The sequence below is a fragment of the Anaerospora hongkongensis genome (genome assembly GCF_004339805.1).
Lineage (GTDB): Bacteria > Bacillota > Negativicutes > Sporomusales > DSM-15969 > Anaerospora > Anaerospora hongkongensis.
The window spans coordinates 137463-154872 of record NZ_SLUI01000006.1 but is presented as its reverse complement, the minus strand read 5'-3'; the positions used below and the strand labels follow the sequence as shown (position 1 = coordinate 154872).

Sequence of the window (17410 nt, the reverse complement as noted above, 5' to 3'; positions counted from 1 at the left end):
ATAAACGGTGAGGATTTTTTCTCACCGTTTAACGCCTTCTGTTGCAAAAGCAGATTATACAAACAAATTCATTTTTTCTTCCGAACTGGTGTCCAAACTTCGCTGTAAGCGTAATCCTTTTTATGCTCATCCATTTTTGAAAAGGAAAAAGCAGGCATGTTAATGACCTCATAATCGGAAGTGGGCAGCCATTCGGAATAGACTCGCGCCATGGTATTTTGTAGAGTGAAAGGAAACGGCCCTTCATTCGGAAAAACTGCCCAGACGCAGGCTTCTACCGGAACTTTCACCAATCGGTCGCTTACATCCTCTTTTGTTGTCAGTACGCCAATCAGATGGGTCAGCTCGCCTTCTTCTTTCAAAAAGCCGGCGTCTGCTTCATAAGAGGCGTTGACGACTTGATAAGGCTCTATGTCTTGCAGCGCGTGCATTTCTTCTCTTTGCTCTTTTGTAATGCTCATTGCAAGCTCTACAATCGCATTGTTGACGCCCGCAAATTGCATGGGAACTCGCTTGCTTACACCAACCAGATAAAACGCTGGTTTTTCTTCGATTCTACATTCCATCGTATTTCCTCCTTTGATTGTGATGACAAACGAAAGTTTGGGGAAGGGCTTGCTGATTCTTTTTTTGGCTGCATCCGAGGGCAAAAAGCCGCTCCATTTTTTGAATGCCCGGGCAAAGCCATCCATTGACGAGTAGCCATATTTATAAGCAATGTCCGTAACTTTTTCCCCCATCAGCAAATCTTTATTGGCTTCCGACAACCTTCTGCTTTTTATATACTCACTCAATGTCATTCCCGCAAGATAAAAGAATACCGTCCTGAAGTGATAATCTGAGATTCCGACATATTTAGATATCTCTTCCAGGTCCAGCTCGTCAGTCAAATGTTCTTCGATATACTCAACGGCGCGGTTAAGTTCTTGTAGCATAGCCATCCCTCCCTTCGCTTCTACATCATATCAAAGCTGCTTTGGCAATACTCGACTTTTGCATGTAAAAAATATCGAATCCCATAGAGGTAAACTATCTTAATTGTGAGCTTTTTTCATTTCATGCATACATTTTATCACGAAGCATAATTTCACTAATCATGTCGATAATTCAACAATAAAGAACAAGCACCGATACCACCTCAAACGGCGGCACCGGTGCTTGTTATCCTATGTCACCGCCCTTTACTGTGGCCGGCTTTTATGCTACCTTTTTCTCCATAAACTATAGTTGGAAATATATTGCATTTTTTCTTTTTACTTCCGAGAGAACATATTCCACAATTCCCACATCCCATGAATCCAGGATCCGCCTGGCTTCATGGGATGTGTTTTCTTATCAACTTTGCCACACACTCCACGTGCATCGAGTTAACATAAGGTATGAAAAGAAAACACAATTAAGGCCTTTTCCTTTATTATTCCATATCAAAGATACTTATCAGGTTATTTTTTATGTAATCTTACTATCCTTCTGTTTTCGTTCGCGTTCTTGTTCCCACCACATGATTAATGAAATAGAGAAACCTAACCAAGTTGCGCCAGCGACATATCCCGCTATGACATCACTTGGGTAATGAACCCCCAAGTAAATTCTACTTATTCCTATGGCTAATATCAATAGCACCGCAATAATAGCTCCCGCAATACGCCAATGCAAAGATCGCTTTCGAACAATAAGAAAAGCTACTATGCCATAAAAACATAACGATACCATTGCATGTCCGCTCGGAAAACTAAATCCTGACTCAGCTACTATTTGAAAAGCTTCCGGCCGGGCACGTTCAAACACGCGTTTTAACATTTCATTTAAAGCAGATCCACCTAATAGACAAATGGTCAATCCTTTAAGCTCAATCCAACGTCGCAAGGCAACTAATGTTGAGATCGTAATAAACACTATAACTCCGTAGGAAAAACCGAACCCAAGATTCGTTATTGTTATCATTATTCGATCTAATTCAGAACTCGCAAAATAACGAATCAGCCCGATAAAAGCACTATCAAATATTCCAGTCGCTTGTCGGAATATGGTCTTCCAAGCAAGCACCCCAAACAGAATTAGCATGGCCGCACTGACAACAAGTGTTATGGCTATGTAAAAAAAGGGCCACCGGTTCCGTATTTCTAGTAGACGATCTTTAATATGCACGAAGGTCGGGAAACGGCTTGCAAAATGAAAAATCAGCCACAACAAATACGGTATCACAATAAGACTGGCAACGACAAGAAGCATTAGTCCACCAAGGACAATCCTGGTAAATGGCGATTTCGAAGGAGAAACGACCCATGGAACTTCCTCAAAATCATTGCCTGAGTAATTGGTAAGTTGTCCACCCAGTATAATGATCTTACCGTGGATCTCTGCACCAGGCAAGACAGTCAAATTACCATCGACGATTATAGCCCCTTCCATTATCCTTCCCGCGACAACAGCATTGGCACTTGATACTAAGAGCCTTTCAATTTGGTGATGGGGCTCAATTTGAATGTCTTTATGAGAAAAAATGCTTGGTGGCTCATCGTCCCTATCATTATTCGCAGTCACAAGAACCTGTATGCTTAACAGGAAGATTAGAAGTAATGTAATGACTAATGATTTTCCCCGCAAAGCGCTTCCCCCTTCCCGATATCGATTAATAATATAATGTAGCAACTATGCCTAACTAATCATGAGTTTATCTATGCTCCCCGGACTACATAGACGATAACTGTGAGTGCCGCTATTGCTAACCTATATACTGCAAATATAGCAAAATTATGTGTTTGAAGGTATTTGAGCAAAAAACTAATACTGATAAGACCTACTATAGCTGATGTGATGGCTCCAACCAAAAACAAGGGATTGGCAATGTTATGAATGATGCCAGGAGCTTGCTTTAATGCTGCCCCAGCAATAATCGGCGTGGCCAATAGAAAAGAAAACTTGGCGGCCGCTTCCCGTGTAAAGCCTAACAATCGTCCTGTAGTCATCGTAATTCCTGAACGGGATACTCCAGGAATTAAGGCCAACGCCTGGGCGACGCCAATCAAAATTGCCTGTTTAAAAGTGATTTCTTCAAAACTAACGATTTGAGTTGCTTTTTTGTCAACATAGTAAAGAATAATACCCATAACCGCTATACCCGCCGCAATAATCAGTATCTGCGATCGAATAAAATGCTCAATCACTGATTCCAAAGCAAGTCCCGCGATCCCTCCGGGAATGGTAGCCGCCACGAGATACCAAAACATTTTCCCCTCTTGCGTCTTCATCCCCTTAGATAGACCATGTGTAAGCAGTTGCAGCCAATCCCGGAAAAAATAGATCAACACTGCTATTAGTGTTCCTACATGGAGGGCCACATCTAAGACTATATCCGTGTTTTCACCTAAATACTGAATAATAGGGTCCCAGTCAAAAAACCAACGTGTAAGAATTAAGTGCGCTGAACTGGATATAGGCAAAAATTCGCCAATACCTTGCACAATTCCAAGAGTAATTGCAATATGCCATAACATACCTACGTCACGCTCCCTTTTAATAAATAGTCACGAAGTATTTCCTTATCTGAAGAACAAATTACCCCAACGCCACGAGTACCGCCCCCAACGCAATCAAAGCAACGCCGATACCACCTAGCATACTGATCTTTTCCCCCAATAAACTAACGGCTATGATAGTAGCGATTACAACGCTCAACTTATCGATGGGCGCAACCTGGGATACATTGCCGAATTTGAGGGCCAGAAAATAAAACAACCAGGACAGCGCTCCGGCAACACCACTAAGGGCTATATAGGTTATAGCTTTTTTATCAGCGATGATTGCCGGGATTTCCGCTAAGTTCCCCTGGCACACAACAACTAGAATCAAAAAAACCGCCATAATGACTGATCTGATAGCCGTGGCGGTATTGGCATCAACCGATTGCAAGCCGATTTTGCCGAATACCGCTACTAGCGCCGCCATGATAGCGGATAACAATCCGAATACTAGCCAAAGCTTCTCCATATTCATCCCCCTACGATACTACAAGCACTTTTTTAGAATAGCGCCAATGTAGGGAATCCTTTCGACGTCTCTCTTGGTGAGGCCACCGGTAACAATCATAATTCCCCCATAAGCGAGGCCGCCGCCTAACGCAGTTAACCCAATTACCAACAATTCACTCTGCGCTATGGCTACCAGCGGATCATATAAAAAATACATCACTCCTCCCATGACTATCGCCGCGCCGATATTCTTTAATAAGTCACCGGCATTAAGAAAAAAGCCGGTATAACGGTGGACGAAATATAAATTCAAGGCGGCTGCAATACCGATATCAACCAAAGTTGCCCAGGCAGCCCCCTGTATACCGAGAGCGGGTATGGCTGTGAGTGTCCAGTTGAGAACAACCTTAACCAGAGCGGATACTCCCATGTTAATCACCGGAATTGACGTGCGTCCCAATCCTTGCAGAACACCCGTGGTAACCTGGTGAATGCCAAGCAGGAATACGCCGCCCGCCAGTACCCGAGTGGCTTCAGCCGCGCCGGGAGCGTGGTAGATTACGCTCAACACCGGTTTAGCCAACACCCATAGCATCACGCCAAAAGGAATTGTTGCGATATTAGCTAGCCGCATGGCACCAGCTGTACGATAAAAAATGTCCTGACTTGCACCAAGCGAATGGACGCGAGAAATCGTAGGCACAAGGCTGGTAGCCAGAGCGGCGGTTAAAAGCGTCGCTAAATTAACCAACGGCACAGCCATACCAGTCAAATAGCCAAACAGTTCAGTCGCTTGCTCGACCGAATACCCCGCCTTCTCCAGCCTCAGCGGCACAACCAGTAGGTCTAGGTTTGCCACCAGCGGCAGCATGATGCTTGACAATGACACCGGCAACGCCAGCTTCGCGATACGCCGGATAAGAGCCGCGCCTCTTTCCTGGTGAACTGGCACAGCCTCGGTTTGGATCTTTGGATGGCTATACCTTTTTAAACGGAGATAATAGTAAGCCAGTACTACAAGGGCAGCAGCTGCCCCCGCACCGGCTCCCAGGCTGGCGCCGCCGGCGGCGAACGCCAAGCCCTTGGGCAGTAAAAGGCTGGCAAAGACGAGCATGGCGGCTACTCTAAAGAGCTGCTCGACAATCTGTGAAACGGCCGTCGGCGTCATGAGCTGCCATCCCTGGAGATAGCCGCGAAAACTGGAAATGAGGGTAACCAGAAATATCGCTGGCGACAGGGCAATAAGCGAATAGTACGCCCGTGGGTCGCGAATGATCCGCTGCTCAATCAGCCAACCGGCTCCAAAATAAAGCAACAAGCTTAGGACGAGACCGGTAACAATTAGCAGAATGAAAGACAGATGAAAAACGCGAGTAGCACCCCGGTAATCCCGATAAGCTACTTTTTCTGCGGTGATAATAGAGATAGCCACCGGAATGCCAGCAGACGAAATGCTTAAAGCCAAAAGATATAACGGGAAAGCCATTTGATAAATGCCAATGCCTTCGCCACCCAATACGCGGGATAAAAAAATCCAGTTTAGACTGCCGATTCCTTTAACCACTATGCCTGCGGCTGTCAGGATAAGCGTGCCCTTAAAAAATTGGCTGCCCCTGCTTTCTTGTTGGCTGTTTTCCTCCTTCACATTCTCAGTCCTCGTTTTGCTATTTACCTCATAGGAATCTGACATCATACCTCCTCCTATGACGCATTAGTTACATTGTTCCACTAAATTGCCAAGCCTACTTTTCGCATTTTTACTATAGGCTTGTTAATCATCATCATGTGCGCGGTCTTTGTCCGAAGCAATCCGGGCATAAAGAATATTACCGTAGAGATTCTTCTGAACCTTCACTTTGTCTCCGATTTTAATATCAGCGATATTTACCGCTGACCCGGAAAGATCACTGTTTGAGTCCTAAAGAAATTGGCCACGGTAATATTATTGTTGCCAACACTTGTAACCACTCCGCGTACTTGAAACATGACGTGTGCACCAACAGCAAATATACCAAGCATGGCAGCCAGCACTACGATACCATACAATTTCTTTTTGTGGGCAAGCACAATATTTTGGACTTGAGTAGCAAGATATTTGATCATAGTTAATTTCCTCCTTTTATTGATTAGCTCAAGGGCTAAAAATAGGTGAATATATTACTGCGGTAAACTAACGATAAAGGAACTTCCTTTCCCTGGGGTGCTTTCCACTTTTATTTTTCCGCCATGGACATCCACGATCCACTTGGCAATAGACAGTCCAAGGCCAGTACCACCTTCTTCCCGCGATCTTGCCTTATCGATTCTGTAAAACCGCTCGAAGATTAGCTTTAGGTCTTTTTCGGGAATGCCTTCCCCCGTATCGTGCACGGCAATCGTAACTGCTGCTTTCGGAGTTGCTGTCCTTTTGAGCGAAACCTCCACCTTGCCGCCGGCAGGCGTATATTTAATTGCATTATCAACCAGAATCAAAAGCAGTTGGCTTATTCTTTCGCGGTCGGCCATAATAGGAAGCGGTTCATCACCACTCATTGCCAAAGTAAGCCCCTTCATCGCCGCTAACGGTTGTACTGAACGAATCAGCGGCTCTGCCACGGCAATCAAATCGAACTTCTCTTTTATAATATTGGTTGCTCCAGCATCGGCCCTTGCGAGAGTTAATAAGTCGTTAACAAGTCTAGTCATCCTGCGGACTTCATTTTTCAAGTCATCAAGCACTTGAGTAGAGAATGGCGATAGCTTTTGATCATTATCAATTTGCACCGCCTCTACGGAAGTCTGGATAATGCTAAGCGGAGTACGCAGTTCATGAGAGGCATCAGCGACAAACTCACGTTGCCGGGAAAAAGCTTGCTTAATGGGAACCATTGCCTTCCCTGCCAGAAAGTGTCCGGCAAAAGCAGCAATGATCAGAAAAACAAGGGAGAGTATCACCATCATAATTAATAGCATTTTTAGCATGTGATAATACGCGCTGATATCTTCCCCCACAAAAACAGTGCCCAGCAGTTGGGAGCCATCGTATATTTTCATGCCACATAACATGACTACGGCTCTGTCTCCATTAGGAAGACGAAATTTCTTCAGCTTAGCTTCTCCATCCGCTGCGTCCCAATTGTGGATAATACGTAGCACACCATCCCGAATTACATGTGATGGTTCCTCGGAAGCAGCCAACTGGCTATTGGTATCAAAAACATAATAAAAAATCTTTGCACCATGGTCGAGATCCTCAGTTTCCTTCGATGGCAGTTGAAAAAAGCCAGTCTTTTCTTTATACATCCCCGCTTGTTCTCTGGCCTCTTCTTCCGCGAAAGACCGAAGGTCCTGCCGTTCTTCCTGATAAAGAATCCAGAGCAGACCAGCAGAACTTGTAACAATAAACGCCATCATCAGCAACATCATAACCATCGCATACCGAAGAGTTAACCTGTTACGAATTTGCGTAAACATCTTGAACCTCCAGCTTATAGCCAACGCCCCGAATAGTTTGTATGACGACAACATCCTCAAAAGGACTCAGCTTTCGCCGTAACAGACGTACATAGGCATCCAGGTTGTTCGAAGAAACATCGTTTTCCAATCCCCATATTCTCTCTAAAATAACTTCACGAGGAATTACGCGCTCCTGATTGCGGACCAGCAGATCGAGCAGTTGAAATTCGCGACTGGTAAGCTGTACTTCCGTATCGCCCCGTCGCACACAATGTGTCAGACCATTAAAGACTAAGTTGCCGACCTGCAAAATATCGTCCTCTAGTCTCACTCTACTGCGCCTAGCTAAAGCACGTATCCTGGCAAACAACTCCGCAAACTCGAATGGCTTCACAAAGTAATCATCAGCTCCCGTATCCAACCCCAGCACCCGGTCATCAACAGCGTCTTTTGCTGTCAACATCAAAACAGCGCCGTGATAACCCCGTTTACGCAGTTGATCACAGACGGCAACGCCGGTTTGACCGGGCATCATCCAATCCAAGATGACTACATCATAAGGGTCATAAAGCGCGTACTCCAGCGCCATATCCCCGTTTTGCACCCAGTCAACCTGGACCCCCGATTTTTCCAGCATATGCTTGATTAACTTTCCTAACTTTGCATCATCTTCGGCTAGTAATACTCTCATCTAGATCCCCTCCTTATCCAGCATCAGCGACGCCTCTTATTCCGTAATTAAATAATAAGAAAAGTCTTCACTGTTTTTTAACAATTGATATTTAAACTTAGCTGCCTCCAACAGAAACTGGTCTCTTTGCTTATCCTCCACAATGATCAGACGATCGGATGGGGGCTTCGCCCCAAAATCAGCTACTTCCTGGGTCGGCATGGTGTATTTGCTTGACCAGTCCAACGCTTCCGCCTGACGTGAAGACACTTTGCTCGACGGCGTAAGCTTGACTGCGACCTTGCCGCTATAAAAAACCGCCGAAGTGCTGTAAAACTGGTACATCCCTATCTTCTCCGCTCCAATGTCGACCATACTTTCTGCCATCCCTTTTCCAGACCGGCTATCCGCTATGGTAGGAAATATAAACAGGGAAAGAATGATATATGATCCTATTTGGCACAGACAAAGCAATTTAAAAACATCGACCGCAGTCCGGTTTCTTGCTTTCCACGCGCTGAATACCAGAAGCAGTACTAGACTGACTATAGCCAAACTAAGTTCCCACCCTGTCAGATAGCGATAAGCTGCAATCAAATATACAAACATGAGCAGCGCCATTGGAACCCCTATCCAGTAGAAAATTGCTGACGCTTTATTTTGCGTAAGCATTCGTTCAAGTTGAATAGCCGTTAGAATTGCCACGGGAAAGAGGATGGGAAACGTATAAGTCAGGTATTTAGTCGCCATTAGTGAATAAAATCCGAAATAAGCGGCTATCCACAGGAAAAGGAATAACAGCAGTGGAGACTTCTGGGAACGCAAGTCCTTGCATCCTTGGATCAAAGCTTTTATGGCCAGAGCCGACCAAGGCAGCATACTGAGCACAAATACGCCAAGATAATAGTAGCTCACATTATCCTTTGGGTGTTCGGAAACAGTTGCCCGAAGATAGTTATGAACACCGAAAAAGTTATTGATAAACTCCATACCGTGCAAGGTATACATGGAAGCGTACCAGGGCAGCGCCACAATGGTAAAAAGCAAAACGCCTGTCGGCAGAAACATTGCTTTGAGTTCCGACCAATTGCGCTGCAGCATGATAACCAGCAGCATAACCAGACCAGGAAGCAAAGCACCGATCGGTCCTTTGGTCAATACAGCTAGCGCCATGCTGACATAGGCTGCCAGATACCATCGCTTAGTGCCATCCATTTTTACATACCCCAGGTAAAAAAATCCCAGGGCAGCACAATTAAATACAAAGAACACCATATCAGTAATAACCAGCTTTGCCAACAGAATATACTCGAAGGATGTTCCCATAATCATCATGGCCAAAAGCGCTGTTCTTCGCGTTGTTGTTTTGATTGTAAACCAGTATAGCAACACTAATCCTGCAGAAGCAAACAATGCTGGCATTAAACGTGCTGCCCATTCAGAAAAACCAAAAATTTGAAAGGCTATGGCCGTAAGCCAGTAGAAAAATACTGGCTTATCAAACCAGACATTTCCATAAATCCTTGGTGACACCCAGTCCGCTGTCAGCACCATCTCTTTCGCTGTAAGCGCATAGTTCGATTCCACCGGATCGGTGATGGGTATGGCCTGATTAAAAAACATATAGCCCAAAAACGAAATCAGAAATATGACCCAATACATTTTGGGGGATGCTACGAAGTCGCTTACGTCATCGAATGTTTTCATTGCCATAAATCCTTTCTAAAAGCATCTACTTGTCTTCATGGATTAAAAGAATTTTATCCTCTTGAACAACAAGCAGGCGAAGCTTACTCTGCATTTCCGGGGGCAGTTTCTCATACTTTTTCTTTTTCATAACCAAATACGCCGTGTCTTTTTCGCTGGCTGTAACTGCCTCCAAATTCTCCTGGCTTAGCTCCGTACCCGCTATCCCGCTGTAGTACATAAAGCCGGGTCGGTAAAATTTTTCAACATAAACCGGAGCTTGTCCATCATAGTGCTGCTTAAACTCGTTGACAAACGATTTTACCGAAAGCGCAGGCGCAATAATGGGCAGGGCCTGCGTCATTAAAACAGCGAAAAAAAGCATTGCTCCCAGTACCTGGGTGATAAAGACAGCGCGAAAGTTCCGGCGAAAGCTCTGTAACAAAACAACAGCCGTTAGTACAGCTAAAATCACTGCCAGGACCTCGACTGAAACCATCAGTTCTGTCGCTACCACTGTTCCGGCATAAACCAAGCCAACAATCAAGAGTAAGGTGACTATTCCAAAAACACCGGCCGAGTATTTTAACGCCCGCTCACGCTTCTCTGCCCAAATTTTATCGAAATAATAACCGGTCAATAACGCTAACGGAGGATACATCGGCAAAATATATGAGACAAGTTTTGTCTGGGATAACGAGAAAAACAAAAATACAACCGACGCCCATGTAACCAGGAAGACACAGGTATTGCGACATTCTCCCTTTTCTTTGACCCCTGCCAAAAAGGCCTGAACTAAGAATGCAGACCATGGGAAGAAACCCAGGATTAACACCGGAATGTAGTAATACCAGACTGCGCTTGATGCGTGCTCGGGCTGCAAAAAACGAGTTACATTGTGAAAACCTAAAAAAGTGTCAATAAAGGCCATGCCATGGAGAGAATACATCGCCACATACCATGGCAGAGCAATCAGCGCAAAAAGTACACTCCCTCTAACCACCTTCATCGTCTTTATTCTGTTTAAGTTGCCCGTTACGAGTAGATACCAGGTAATAATCACACCGCAAAAAAAGAGGGCAATTGGACCTTTTGTCACTACTGCGAGTGCGGTACATCCATACAACAGATAATATTTCCGGTGCAAAAATGCCAGTAATGCCGCCGTCAGGAAAAAGGTCAGTGTCATATCGGTGACAGCGGCGTTGCCGAGATAGAAATACTCCAGACTGGTAGCCAACACTAGGGCGGCCAGCAAGCCAGCCCGCGCATTGAATAGTTTTCGGCCCGCTAAATAGACAAGAACAACTCCGCTTACTGCGAGAAAAGCGGAAGGAAAACGGGCGGCAAATTCACCAAATCCAAAAATCTTAAATGCTGCTGCCACCAGCCAATAATACATCGGCGGCTTATCATACCAAAAATCGCCATAAATCCGGGGAGAAATAAAATCCTGGAATTGCAGCATTTCTCTAGCTGTCTCGGCATACACAGGCTCGTCCGGGTCCAACAAGGGATGCGTTCCCAGAAAGGAAAACATGAGTATGCCGGCTACACATACAATCAGGGCAATCGAGAGCCAAATTTTTTTATTTATCATAGTATCAATAGTCCCTTTCCAGCTTGTTCCACTTCTTCAACTTCAGTGTTACTAAACACGCAGCATTGAACATAATCCTTCCTTTAACGTATAGGCTGGCTGCCACTGGAGTTCATTAACTGCAGCCTGATTGTCCAATACCGACTGTCGTATATCATTGTTACGCGCTGCATCATGAATCACCTCAGGCCGTTTTCCAGAGATCTGAATCAACAGCTCAATCAACTCCTGAAGGCTGGTCTCCTTCATCGTGCTGATATTATAGCTTCTATTTGCTGCCGGTGAGAATAACGCTCGGACATTGGCAGCCGCTACATCCTTAACATAGATAAAGTCCCTAGTCTGTTTTCCATCGCCGTAAACGGTTAATCCCTGACTGGCAATCAACCGATTTAAAAATATGCTGATTACGCCACCTTCACCGCTGTCGCCTTGACGCTCCCCATACACATTGGCATAGCGCAGTGCAACATACTCCAAGCCAAAGTTTTCATAATATAAATTCAGGTAATGTTCCCCTGTCAACTTGCTCTCTCCATAAAAAGAAACAGGTCGTTTCTTGCAGTCCTCATGAATTGGTAAAACGGCAGTATCGCCATAAATGGCTGCACTTGATGCGAAAACAATCCGCTTTACTCCCGATAACCGGCTTGCCTCAAGCAGATTAATTAACCCACGAATGTTCACATCACAATCGTAATAAGGATCTTCCAGAGAATTAGCCACCGTTGTTTGGGCGGCCTGATGAACAACATAATCAAACCGCTCTCTGACCAGCAAATTCTTAAGGTCCTCATCCCGAATGTCCTTTTTCAAAAATGCGGCTCCTGGATTGATATTACTAAAAGCTCCGGTACTCAAGTTATCCAGAACAGTTACCTGGATATCCGATTGAAGCAATAAATCGACAATGTGTGAACCGATAAAACCGGCTCCTCCTGTTACTAACACTTTCATTTTTCTTCCCCCTCTCAATGTCGTAAGTTGATTTTAGGTAAGTATCTTCCATTGTGTAGTGGGTATTGCAATCTACCACGGGCATTGCCCTTTTCAGAAGCGGTGGCTTCTGTGTCACTTTGAAGTTCAGCGCTGACCCAATATAATGGCCGCTGCTTAACCTCCTCAAAAATGCGTCCAACATACTCACCGATAATCCCTAGTCCTACCAGTTGGATGCCACCAAGCGTCAATATGCTCACTGCGATCGTGGCCCACCCCGGTACAGCATCTGTGGTAAACAATTTCGTGTACACCACATCCAGAGTCAAGCCAAAACTTAACACTCCAAAAAGCAAGCCAAGATAAAAGGCAAAGCGCAGGGGTAGTCTTGAATATGCCGTAATACCGTCAAGGGCAAAAGAAATCATCCTCCTGGGCGAAAACTTGGACTTGCCGGCAAATCGCTCGGGTGCCACAAATTCCACCTGTGCTTGCCGATACCCCATATCGCCAATGATCCCTCGGATAAATCGGGCTTTCTCTTTAAAACACTGAAAAGTTTGAACAACTTTTCTATCAAGCAGCCGGAAGTCTGACCCGCCTTCCACGATATGAACATCGGACATAGTATTGATTAACCGATAGAACATGTTTGAAGTAACTTTTTTTAGCCAAGAGACGCCAGCTGTATCTACGCGGACGGTTTGCACGACCTCAAAACCTTCTTCCCATTTCGTCAGCAAAAGCGGCAACAGTTCTGGCGGATGTTGCAGGTCGCCGTCCATAGTGATCACCGCATCCCCCCTGGCATAATCAAGCCCGCAGGTTAAGGCCACCTGGTGCCCAAAATTGCGCGCCAGAAGGATCGCCTTAACCTTTGTATCCTGCTTTGTCAGTTGGTCGAGAATCACTGCAGTATCATCACTGGAACCATCATCAATAAAAATTAACTCATAGGAATAGCCCAAAGGCTCCATATACTTACAAACTTCTTGATAGAACACATTCACGTTCTCTTGCTCATTAAAAACAGGTACAACTACTGAGATTAGTTTCATTTTCATCTCCGCCTATCCGTAAAAAATCAAAACGTATATTCAAATGCCTGTTTGATCTACACGACCAACTTACATCTGCAAAGTGTGGGGGTTAAAATGGCTTCGGATATTGCTTGTCTAATTTGTCAGAGTGAGTGTAACAATTCAATCTGAAATTTCTATGAAAAGGAAAGGCTGTACGTAATAAATTTAAAAGAATGCGAGTAACTGGAGCAGCGAATAGCTGTGCAAGCAACTCCCCCGAAATAGTCAAAATCATGGCCAGACAAAAGCGTTAGAATACGTTATCCGTAGCTCGCGCCACGTCGGCATATTTTTTCAACAAGAATTGAATAAAGATCATGCCGATGGCAACACCAAGGAAGACACCGGCTGTCACCTGCAGCGGTGTATGCCGGGCAGCCTCCACCCGCGACCAGGCGATGATAGCGGCGCAAGTGTACCACAGCCAACGCAGACGAGGGAACAGAGTTGTCATCGTAAATGCCATTGCAAAGGCATGCGTGGTATGACCGCTGGGAAAACCGCCGCCCACACCGCTGGGCCTTAGCGCCCACTCACCAAACGGTATCAGTTTGATCGACTGAACAATCAGCCAGACACCCGCATCCATAGCCAGCGTCGAACCAATAATGCCAGGCATTTTTTGGCGCCAGGCCCAGACAAAAATGATTCCATTTGTGGCCAGTAAAAAAATATTGTTGCCAATGCCGCCAATCTGGGTAGCAAAATGAAACAGTTGTCCATCATCGGTTTGTCCAAACATGTAGACCAAGGCAATGGTAAAAGCACCTATAATGACAGACAGTTCAACTGCTAAGCGAAAGCCGACTTGCCTCAGCTTCATTGAATTCATGCAATTGCACCTCCATTACTACTAAGAAATTTTTGTACCTGATGACGGCAAGCATAATGAGTGATTTAAAACTCTATCAAAACATTAGACTCTGCTCTCTGCCTTTGTAAGCAATGAGCAATTGAGACCCGGCTGATTAATAGCCGAGTCTCAATTGCTCACGGCGGTCTGCTAGACTGTTGGCTTCGATACTACAACCTGTCAAGCTGAGTGTAACAAGTCAATCTGAAAATACTATGAAAAGGAAACTTCCAGTAGATAATTTAAAAGCTCATCCATTCTTTGATCAAAGATGGATGAGCCTTTTTGCTGTTACTGCTTACACATTTTTTTCTTGCTTTGATTCTCTATGCCTGGAAATCACTTTGAAACGTAAAGCTATCGAATCTTTTTTTCTGCCATAAGAAGCTTGCCCCCAAACATTTTAAACGTAAAATACATGCCTGCAGCAAAAGGTAAATATTCAGCAAGAATTCTCCAGACAACAGCTAAAAGGCCAACCGTGCCAGCCGGTACAAAATTGCCAAATAGGTAAACAAAGCCACCTTCCGCAATACCCGTCCCGCCTGGTGTCGGAGCAAAATAAAGCAATAAATTTAAGATAATCATTCGGCTTATAATGATTGGCCAGTCCACGGCAATGCCCAAGCCAAGAAAAAGCGCGGGAACGATTGCATACAAAGATAACAGGCTTAAGCCGGTGTCAATAAACACTCGTGCCATACCGCGTGGCGAAGACAAAAGCAAACCGATTGAAGCTTGGATATCACGATACAGCCTCCATATACGACGACGCAGTGGCTTTGCTGCCCGCTTTGCTATCCATAAAACGGCACGCGCCATCGTTTTGGTGCGCACTCCCCATGCACTGCCTGCCATAATTCCCAACAACGCAACCACTACTATACTTACAAATTCCGGCTGCACCCAGGGGATTAGGATTACATCCAAATAAAATACCACGGGGAGGCAGATGATTAAAAACAGAATAGATAAAATCGTCCGAACGAGAACTAATACTGTCGCTCGTCCTGTCGGCATCCCCAGTTTGCGGAGGAAAAGAACCTGAGCGACCGGCCCGCCGGTCGCTCCCGGTGTTAACATGGCGAGAAAATAGTTGCTCAATATCACCTGCAATGACTGAAACAGGCTGATCTCCTTTCCTGCCATTTTTGCCAGAGTGATTAAACGAGTGCTGTCAAAATACATGCCTAAGCTTAAAAAAAGAAAAGCCAGCATTATTGACCAGGGGCGAAAAGCACTTAAATGGCCAAACATACTGATATCCCCGGTTAAATAGATAACCGCTCCCGATACACCGATTATGAAGAAAAACAGCAGGACTACTCGTTTATAATAGTTCATCGGTGTTCCTTTCTCTTGCGCTTTGATTGTTTTTTGATCACGGCGCAATTCTGTAACTCATCCCCGTCGTCTGCACCATCTGCATCCTCGGTGGCTAGGTCGGAACTGTTCTTTTTAATTGAATTTGCTCCCCTCACAATGCCGCCTGTTTTTTTAAACTTAACGAAAAGTAATACCCCGGCAATACAGACGAAAACTACTAATGCAACAGTTCCCATAGAAGTTGCATTTTCCAGCATTGCAATCGCTTTTGGCCCGAAATAGTAAATCAAGACCCCCTCCAATAAGAATCTTTTGGCCCTACCTATAACGGATGCCAGGATAAAAATGGGGAGTCTGACGTGAAACATGCCGGAGGTTAGTGTAATTACTTTGTAGGGTATCGGTAATAAAGCACCGATATATACTGCCCAAGCTCCGTATTTATCGGCTAGTAGCCGCATCTCTTCAATATAATGTAATGGTATGAAGCGCTTAATTACCGGAAGTCCCCACGCTTTTCCGACAGAATAGCCAATCAATCCACCAAGTACAGAAGCAACTGTAGCTACCATGCCATAATAAATAGCATTTTGTGGATTGGCAATTGCCATCGGAATGAGTAAAAGGTCTGGCAATACGGGAGAAAATATGGATTCCACGAAAGCAATAACAAACAGACCGACAGTCCCGTAATGATTAAGATATTGTATAATAAACTCCATGATAGTTCTCCTTACTGGTTAAATAATGTTGTATACCGCCAGTCTATATTTTAGATCTCACGGTAATTTACTAACTGAATTTCGTGCTTTTTTATACTTTCTAAGACTTCCTTGCACTTTAGGGCCTCTAGTTCTTCCTGCCAGTGATACCCCCATGGAAATGACTGCTCCAGTGCCTGTGTATCTTTTCCCGGATGCACCATAATTTCAGATATCCCCTCTGGAAGTTCTTTTAAAATATGAAGCAAAGATGATTGCCTCATAGTGCCTCCTGCCAACATGCCAAAAAAATGCTGAGGAAACAAAAAGCCCATCTTTGTGTATATGCTTTTCGCCAATAACGAACAGCCTGTAAGAGCTGTTTTTGCAAAAAACCGGCTTATATCAGGAAATCCCATCCCCAGAAAGCTTATAGGTTCCGCCGGTATTCTTATCTTATTAACATTAAACTCTTTAGCAACCCGACTAATCACTTTGGCCAATCCCGGAAGGACATGCAGATGTTGGTGGCTGTCGATGTGCGTAATCTTAATCCCTGTACCTGCCACTTTCTGCATTTGGCAGTGAAGTTCCCATTCTATATGCTCTTTAGCAATTTGACCACTAACATATCTCTTAACGAACTGACCATAGTTTGGAAAGAAGTCCCCTTTCCGAGTTACCAGTGTATGAATATCGCCGCGTGCTATCGGACGTGCTCCAACCAGAGTCAGATGCACGCCAACACCAAGCTTCGGATGTTTTCCAGCCAATCTAACTGCATGTTCAAAGGAGTCTCCGCCCGCCATAATGGATGTACTGGTCACACATCCCGCAACATGAGCCTCCACTATACCATCATTTATTAACTCATGCAGTCCAAAATCGTCAGCATTAACGATAAGTTGTTTCAAAAAATCACCTACTCTTTGCTATAATAGTTGGAAAGCTTGAAACTAAGTCTAGCTGATGATTCTGAAATTATCATGAAAGTTTACTATCCGTACAAAAAAAGAAACAATATACAGAGAGTTGCCTATCACTCAAGCCTTTGTTACTCAAATAATCGTAATAGTTTCAAAGCATCAAGCAAGTATACTAAAAGGTATTGCGGACTGAAATTTATTCAATCCGCAATACCTTTGTC

The 17410-nt window shown here is 44.6% G+C and carries 16 protein-coding genes; all 16 read right to left on the bottom strand.

Annotated features, from left to right (window positions below; translation table 11 throughout):
* Positions 1 to 68: 68 nt before the first annotated feature.
* Positions 69 to 935: an AraC family transcriptional regulator gene (locus EV210_RS10390; RefSeq protein WP_132079639.1), complete on the bottom strand. Its 867-nt coding sequence runs from the start codon at positions 933 to 935 to the stop codon at positions 69 to 71.
* 514 nt (positions 936 to 1449) lie between these two features.
* A complete protein-coding gene (locus tag EV210_RS10385; RefSeq protein ID WP_132079636.1) occupies positions 1450 to 2607 on the bottom strand; it encodes a phosphatase PAP2 family protein in 1158 nt (385 codons plus the stop codon).
* 71 nt (positions 2608 to 2678) lie between these two features.
* Positions 2679 to 3497, bottom strand: a complete 819-nt coding sequence (locus tag EV210_RS10380; RefSeq protein ID WP_132079633.1) for an undecaprenyl-diphosphate phosphatase — start codon at positions 3495 to 3497, stop codon at positions 2679 to 2681.
* A gap of 61 nt (positions 3498 to 3558) precedes the next feature.
* Positions 3559 to 3990 carry an EamA family transporter gene (locus EV210_RS10375; protein ID WP_132079630.1) on the bottom strand — a complete coding sequence of 144 codons (432 nt, stop codon included), beginning with the start codon at positions 3988 to 3990 and terminating at the stop codon, positions 3559 to 3561.
* Between the two features lie 18 nt (positions 3991 to 4008).
* Positions 4009 to 5664: a putative polysaccharide biosynthesis protein gene (locus tag EV210_RS10370; RefSeq protein ID WP_416333991.1), complete on the bottom strand. Its 1656-nt coding sequence runs from the start codon at positions 5662 to 5664 to the stop codon at positions 4009 to 4011.
* A gap of 191 nt (positions 5665 to 5855) precedes the next feature.
* Positions 5856 to 6074 (bottom strand): hypothetical protein, encoded by a 219-nt coding sequence (locus tag EV210_RS10365; RefSeq protein WP_132079627.1) that lies wholly within the window; start codon positions 6072 to 6074, stop codon positions 5856 to 5858.
* Positions 6075 to 6128: 54 nt separating this feature from the next.
* Entirely contained in the window at positions 6129 to 7424 is a 1296-nt protein-coding gene (locus EV210_RS10360; protein WP_132079624.1) for an ATP-binding protein, read from the bottom strand.
* The gene (locus tag EV210_RS10355; protein WP_132079621.1) at positions 7405 to 8097 is read right to left on the bottom strand and encodes a response regulator transcription factor; all 693 of its coding nucleotides are present in this window, start codon (positions 8095 to 8097) and stop codon (positions 7405 to 7407) included. The genes EV210_RS10360 and EV210_RS10355 overlap by 20 nt, the downstream gene beginning before the upstream one ends.
* Positions 8098 to 8133: 36 nt before the next feature.
* Entirely contained in the window at positions 8134 to 9783 is a 1650-nt protein-coding gene (locus tag EV210_RS10350) for an ArnT family glycosyltransferase (protein WP_132079618.1), read from the bottom strand.
* Between the two features lie 25 nt (positions 9784 to 9808).
* Positions 9809 to 11362, bottom strand: coding sequence for an ArnT family glycosyltransferase (locus tag EV210_RS10345; RefSeq protein WP_132079595.1), 1554 nt, complete (start codon positions 11360 to 11362; stop codon positions 9809 to 9811).
* A gap of 51 nt (positions 11363 to 11413) precedes the next feature.
* Complete coding sequence (locus EV210_RS10340) at positions 11414 to 12319, bottom strand: NAD-dependent epimerase/dehydratase family protein (RefSeq protein ID WP_132079592.1); 906 nt, start codon at positions 12317 to 12319, stop codon at positions 11414 to 11416.
* 14 nt (positions 12320 to 12333) lie between these two features.
* Positions 12334 to 13359 (bottom strand): glycosyltransferase family 2 protein, encoded by a 1026-nt coding sequence (locus tag EV210_RS10335; protein WP_132079589.1) that lies wholly within the window; start codon positions 13357 to 13359, stop codon positions 12334 to 12336.
* 274 nt (positions 13360 to 13633) lie between these two features.
* Entirely contained in the window at positions 13634 to 14215 is a 582-nt protein-coding gene (locus tag EV210_RS10330) for a phosphatase PAP2 family protein (protein WP_132079586.1), read from the bottom strand.
* A gap of 378 nt (positions 14216 to 14593) precedes the next feature.
* Positions 14594 to 15580: a lysylphosphatidylglycerol synthase transmembrane domain-containing protein gene (locus EV210_RS10325; protein ID WP_132080066.1), complete on the bottom strand. Its 987-nt coding sequence runs from the start codon at positions 15578 to 15580 to the stop codon at positions 14594 to 14596.
* Entirely contained in the window at positions 15577 to 16284 is a 708-nt protein-coding gene (locus EV210_RS10320; protein WP_132079583.1) for a YqaA family protein, read from the bottom strand. The genes EV210_RS10325 and EV210_RS10320 overlap by 4 nt, the downstream gene beginning before the upstream one ends.
* Before the next feature lie 50 nt (positions 16285 to 16334).
* On the bottom strand, positions 16335 to 17177 hold the full coding sequence (locus EV210_RS10315) for a ChbG/HpnK family deacetylase (protein ID WP_132079580.1): 843 nt from the start codon (positions 17175 to 17177) through the stop codon (positions 16335 to 16337).
* Positions 17178 to 17410: the final 233 nt, after the last annotated feature.

Coding starts and splice junctions, on each gene's coding strand:
- EV210_RS10390 (WP_132079639.1), bottom strand. CDS start 935: ATGCTACAAGAACTTAACCGCGCCGTTGAGTATATCGAAGAACATTTG.
- EV210_RS10380 (WP_132079633.1), bottom strand. CDS start 3,497: ATGTTATGGCATATTGCAATTACTCTTGGAATTGTGCAAGGTATTGGC.
- EV210_RS10375 (WP_132079630.1), bottom strand. CDS start 3,990: ATGGAGAAGCTTTGGCTAGTATTCGGATTGTTATCCGCTATCATGGCG.
- EV210_RS10370 (WP_416333991.1), bottom strand. CDS start 5,664: ATGATGTCAGATTCCTATGAGGTAAATAGCAAAACGAGGACTGAGAAT.
- EV210_RS10365 (WP_132079627.1), bottom strand. CDS start 6,074: ATGATCAAATATCTTGCTACTCAAGTCCAAAATATTGTGCTTGCCCAC.
- EV210_RS10360 (WP_132079624.1), bottom strand. CDS start 7,424: ATGTTTACGCAAATTCGTAACAGGTTAACTCTTCGGTATGCGATGGTT.
- EV210_RS10355 (WP_132079621.1), bottom strand. CDS start 8,097: ATGAGAGTATTACTAGCCGAAGATGATGCAAAGTTAGGAAAGTTAATC.
- EV210_RS10350 (WP_132079618.1), bottom strand. CDS start 9,783: ATGAAAACATTCGATGACGTAAGCGACTTCGTAGCATCCCCCAAAATG.
- EV210_RS10345 (WP_132079595.1), bottom strand. CDS start 11,362: ATGATAAATAAAAAAATTTGGCTCTCGATTGCCCTGATTGTATGTGTA.
- EV210_RS10340 (WP_132079592.1), bottom strand. CDS start 12,319: ATGAAAGTGTTAGTAACAGGAGGAGCCGGTTTTATCGGTTCACACATT.
- EV210_RS10335 (WP_132079589.1), bottom strand. CDS start 13,359: ATGAAACTAATCTCAGTAGTTGTACCTGTTTTTAATGAGCAAGAGAAC.
- EV210_RS10330 (WP_132079586.1), bottom strand. CDS start 14,215: ATGAATTCAATGAAGCTGAGGCAAGTCGGCTTTCGCTTAGCAGTTGAA.
- EV210_RS10325 (WP_132080066.1), bottom strand. CDS start 15,580: ATGAACTATTATAAACGAGTAGTCCTGCTGTTTTTCTTCATAATCGGT.
- EV210_RS10320 (WP_132079583.1), bottom strand. CDS start 16,284: ATGGAGTTTATTATACAATATCTTAATCATTACGGGACTGTCGGTCTG.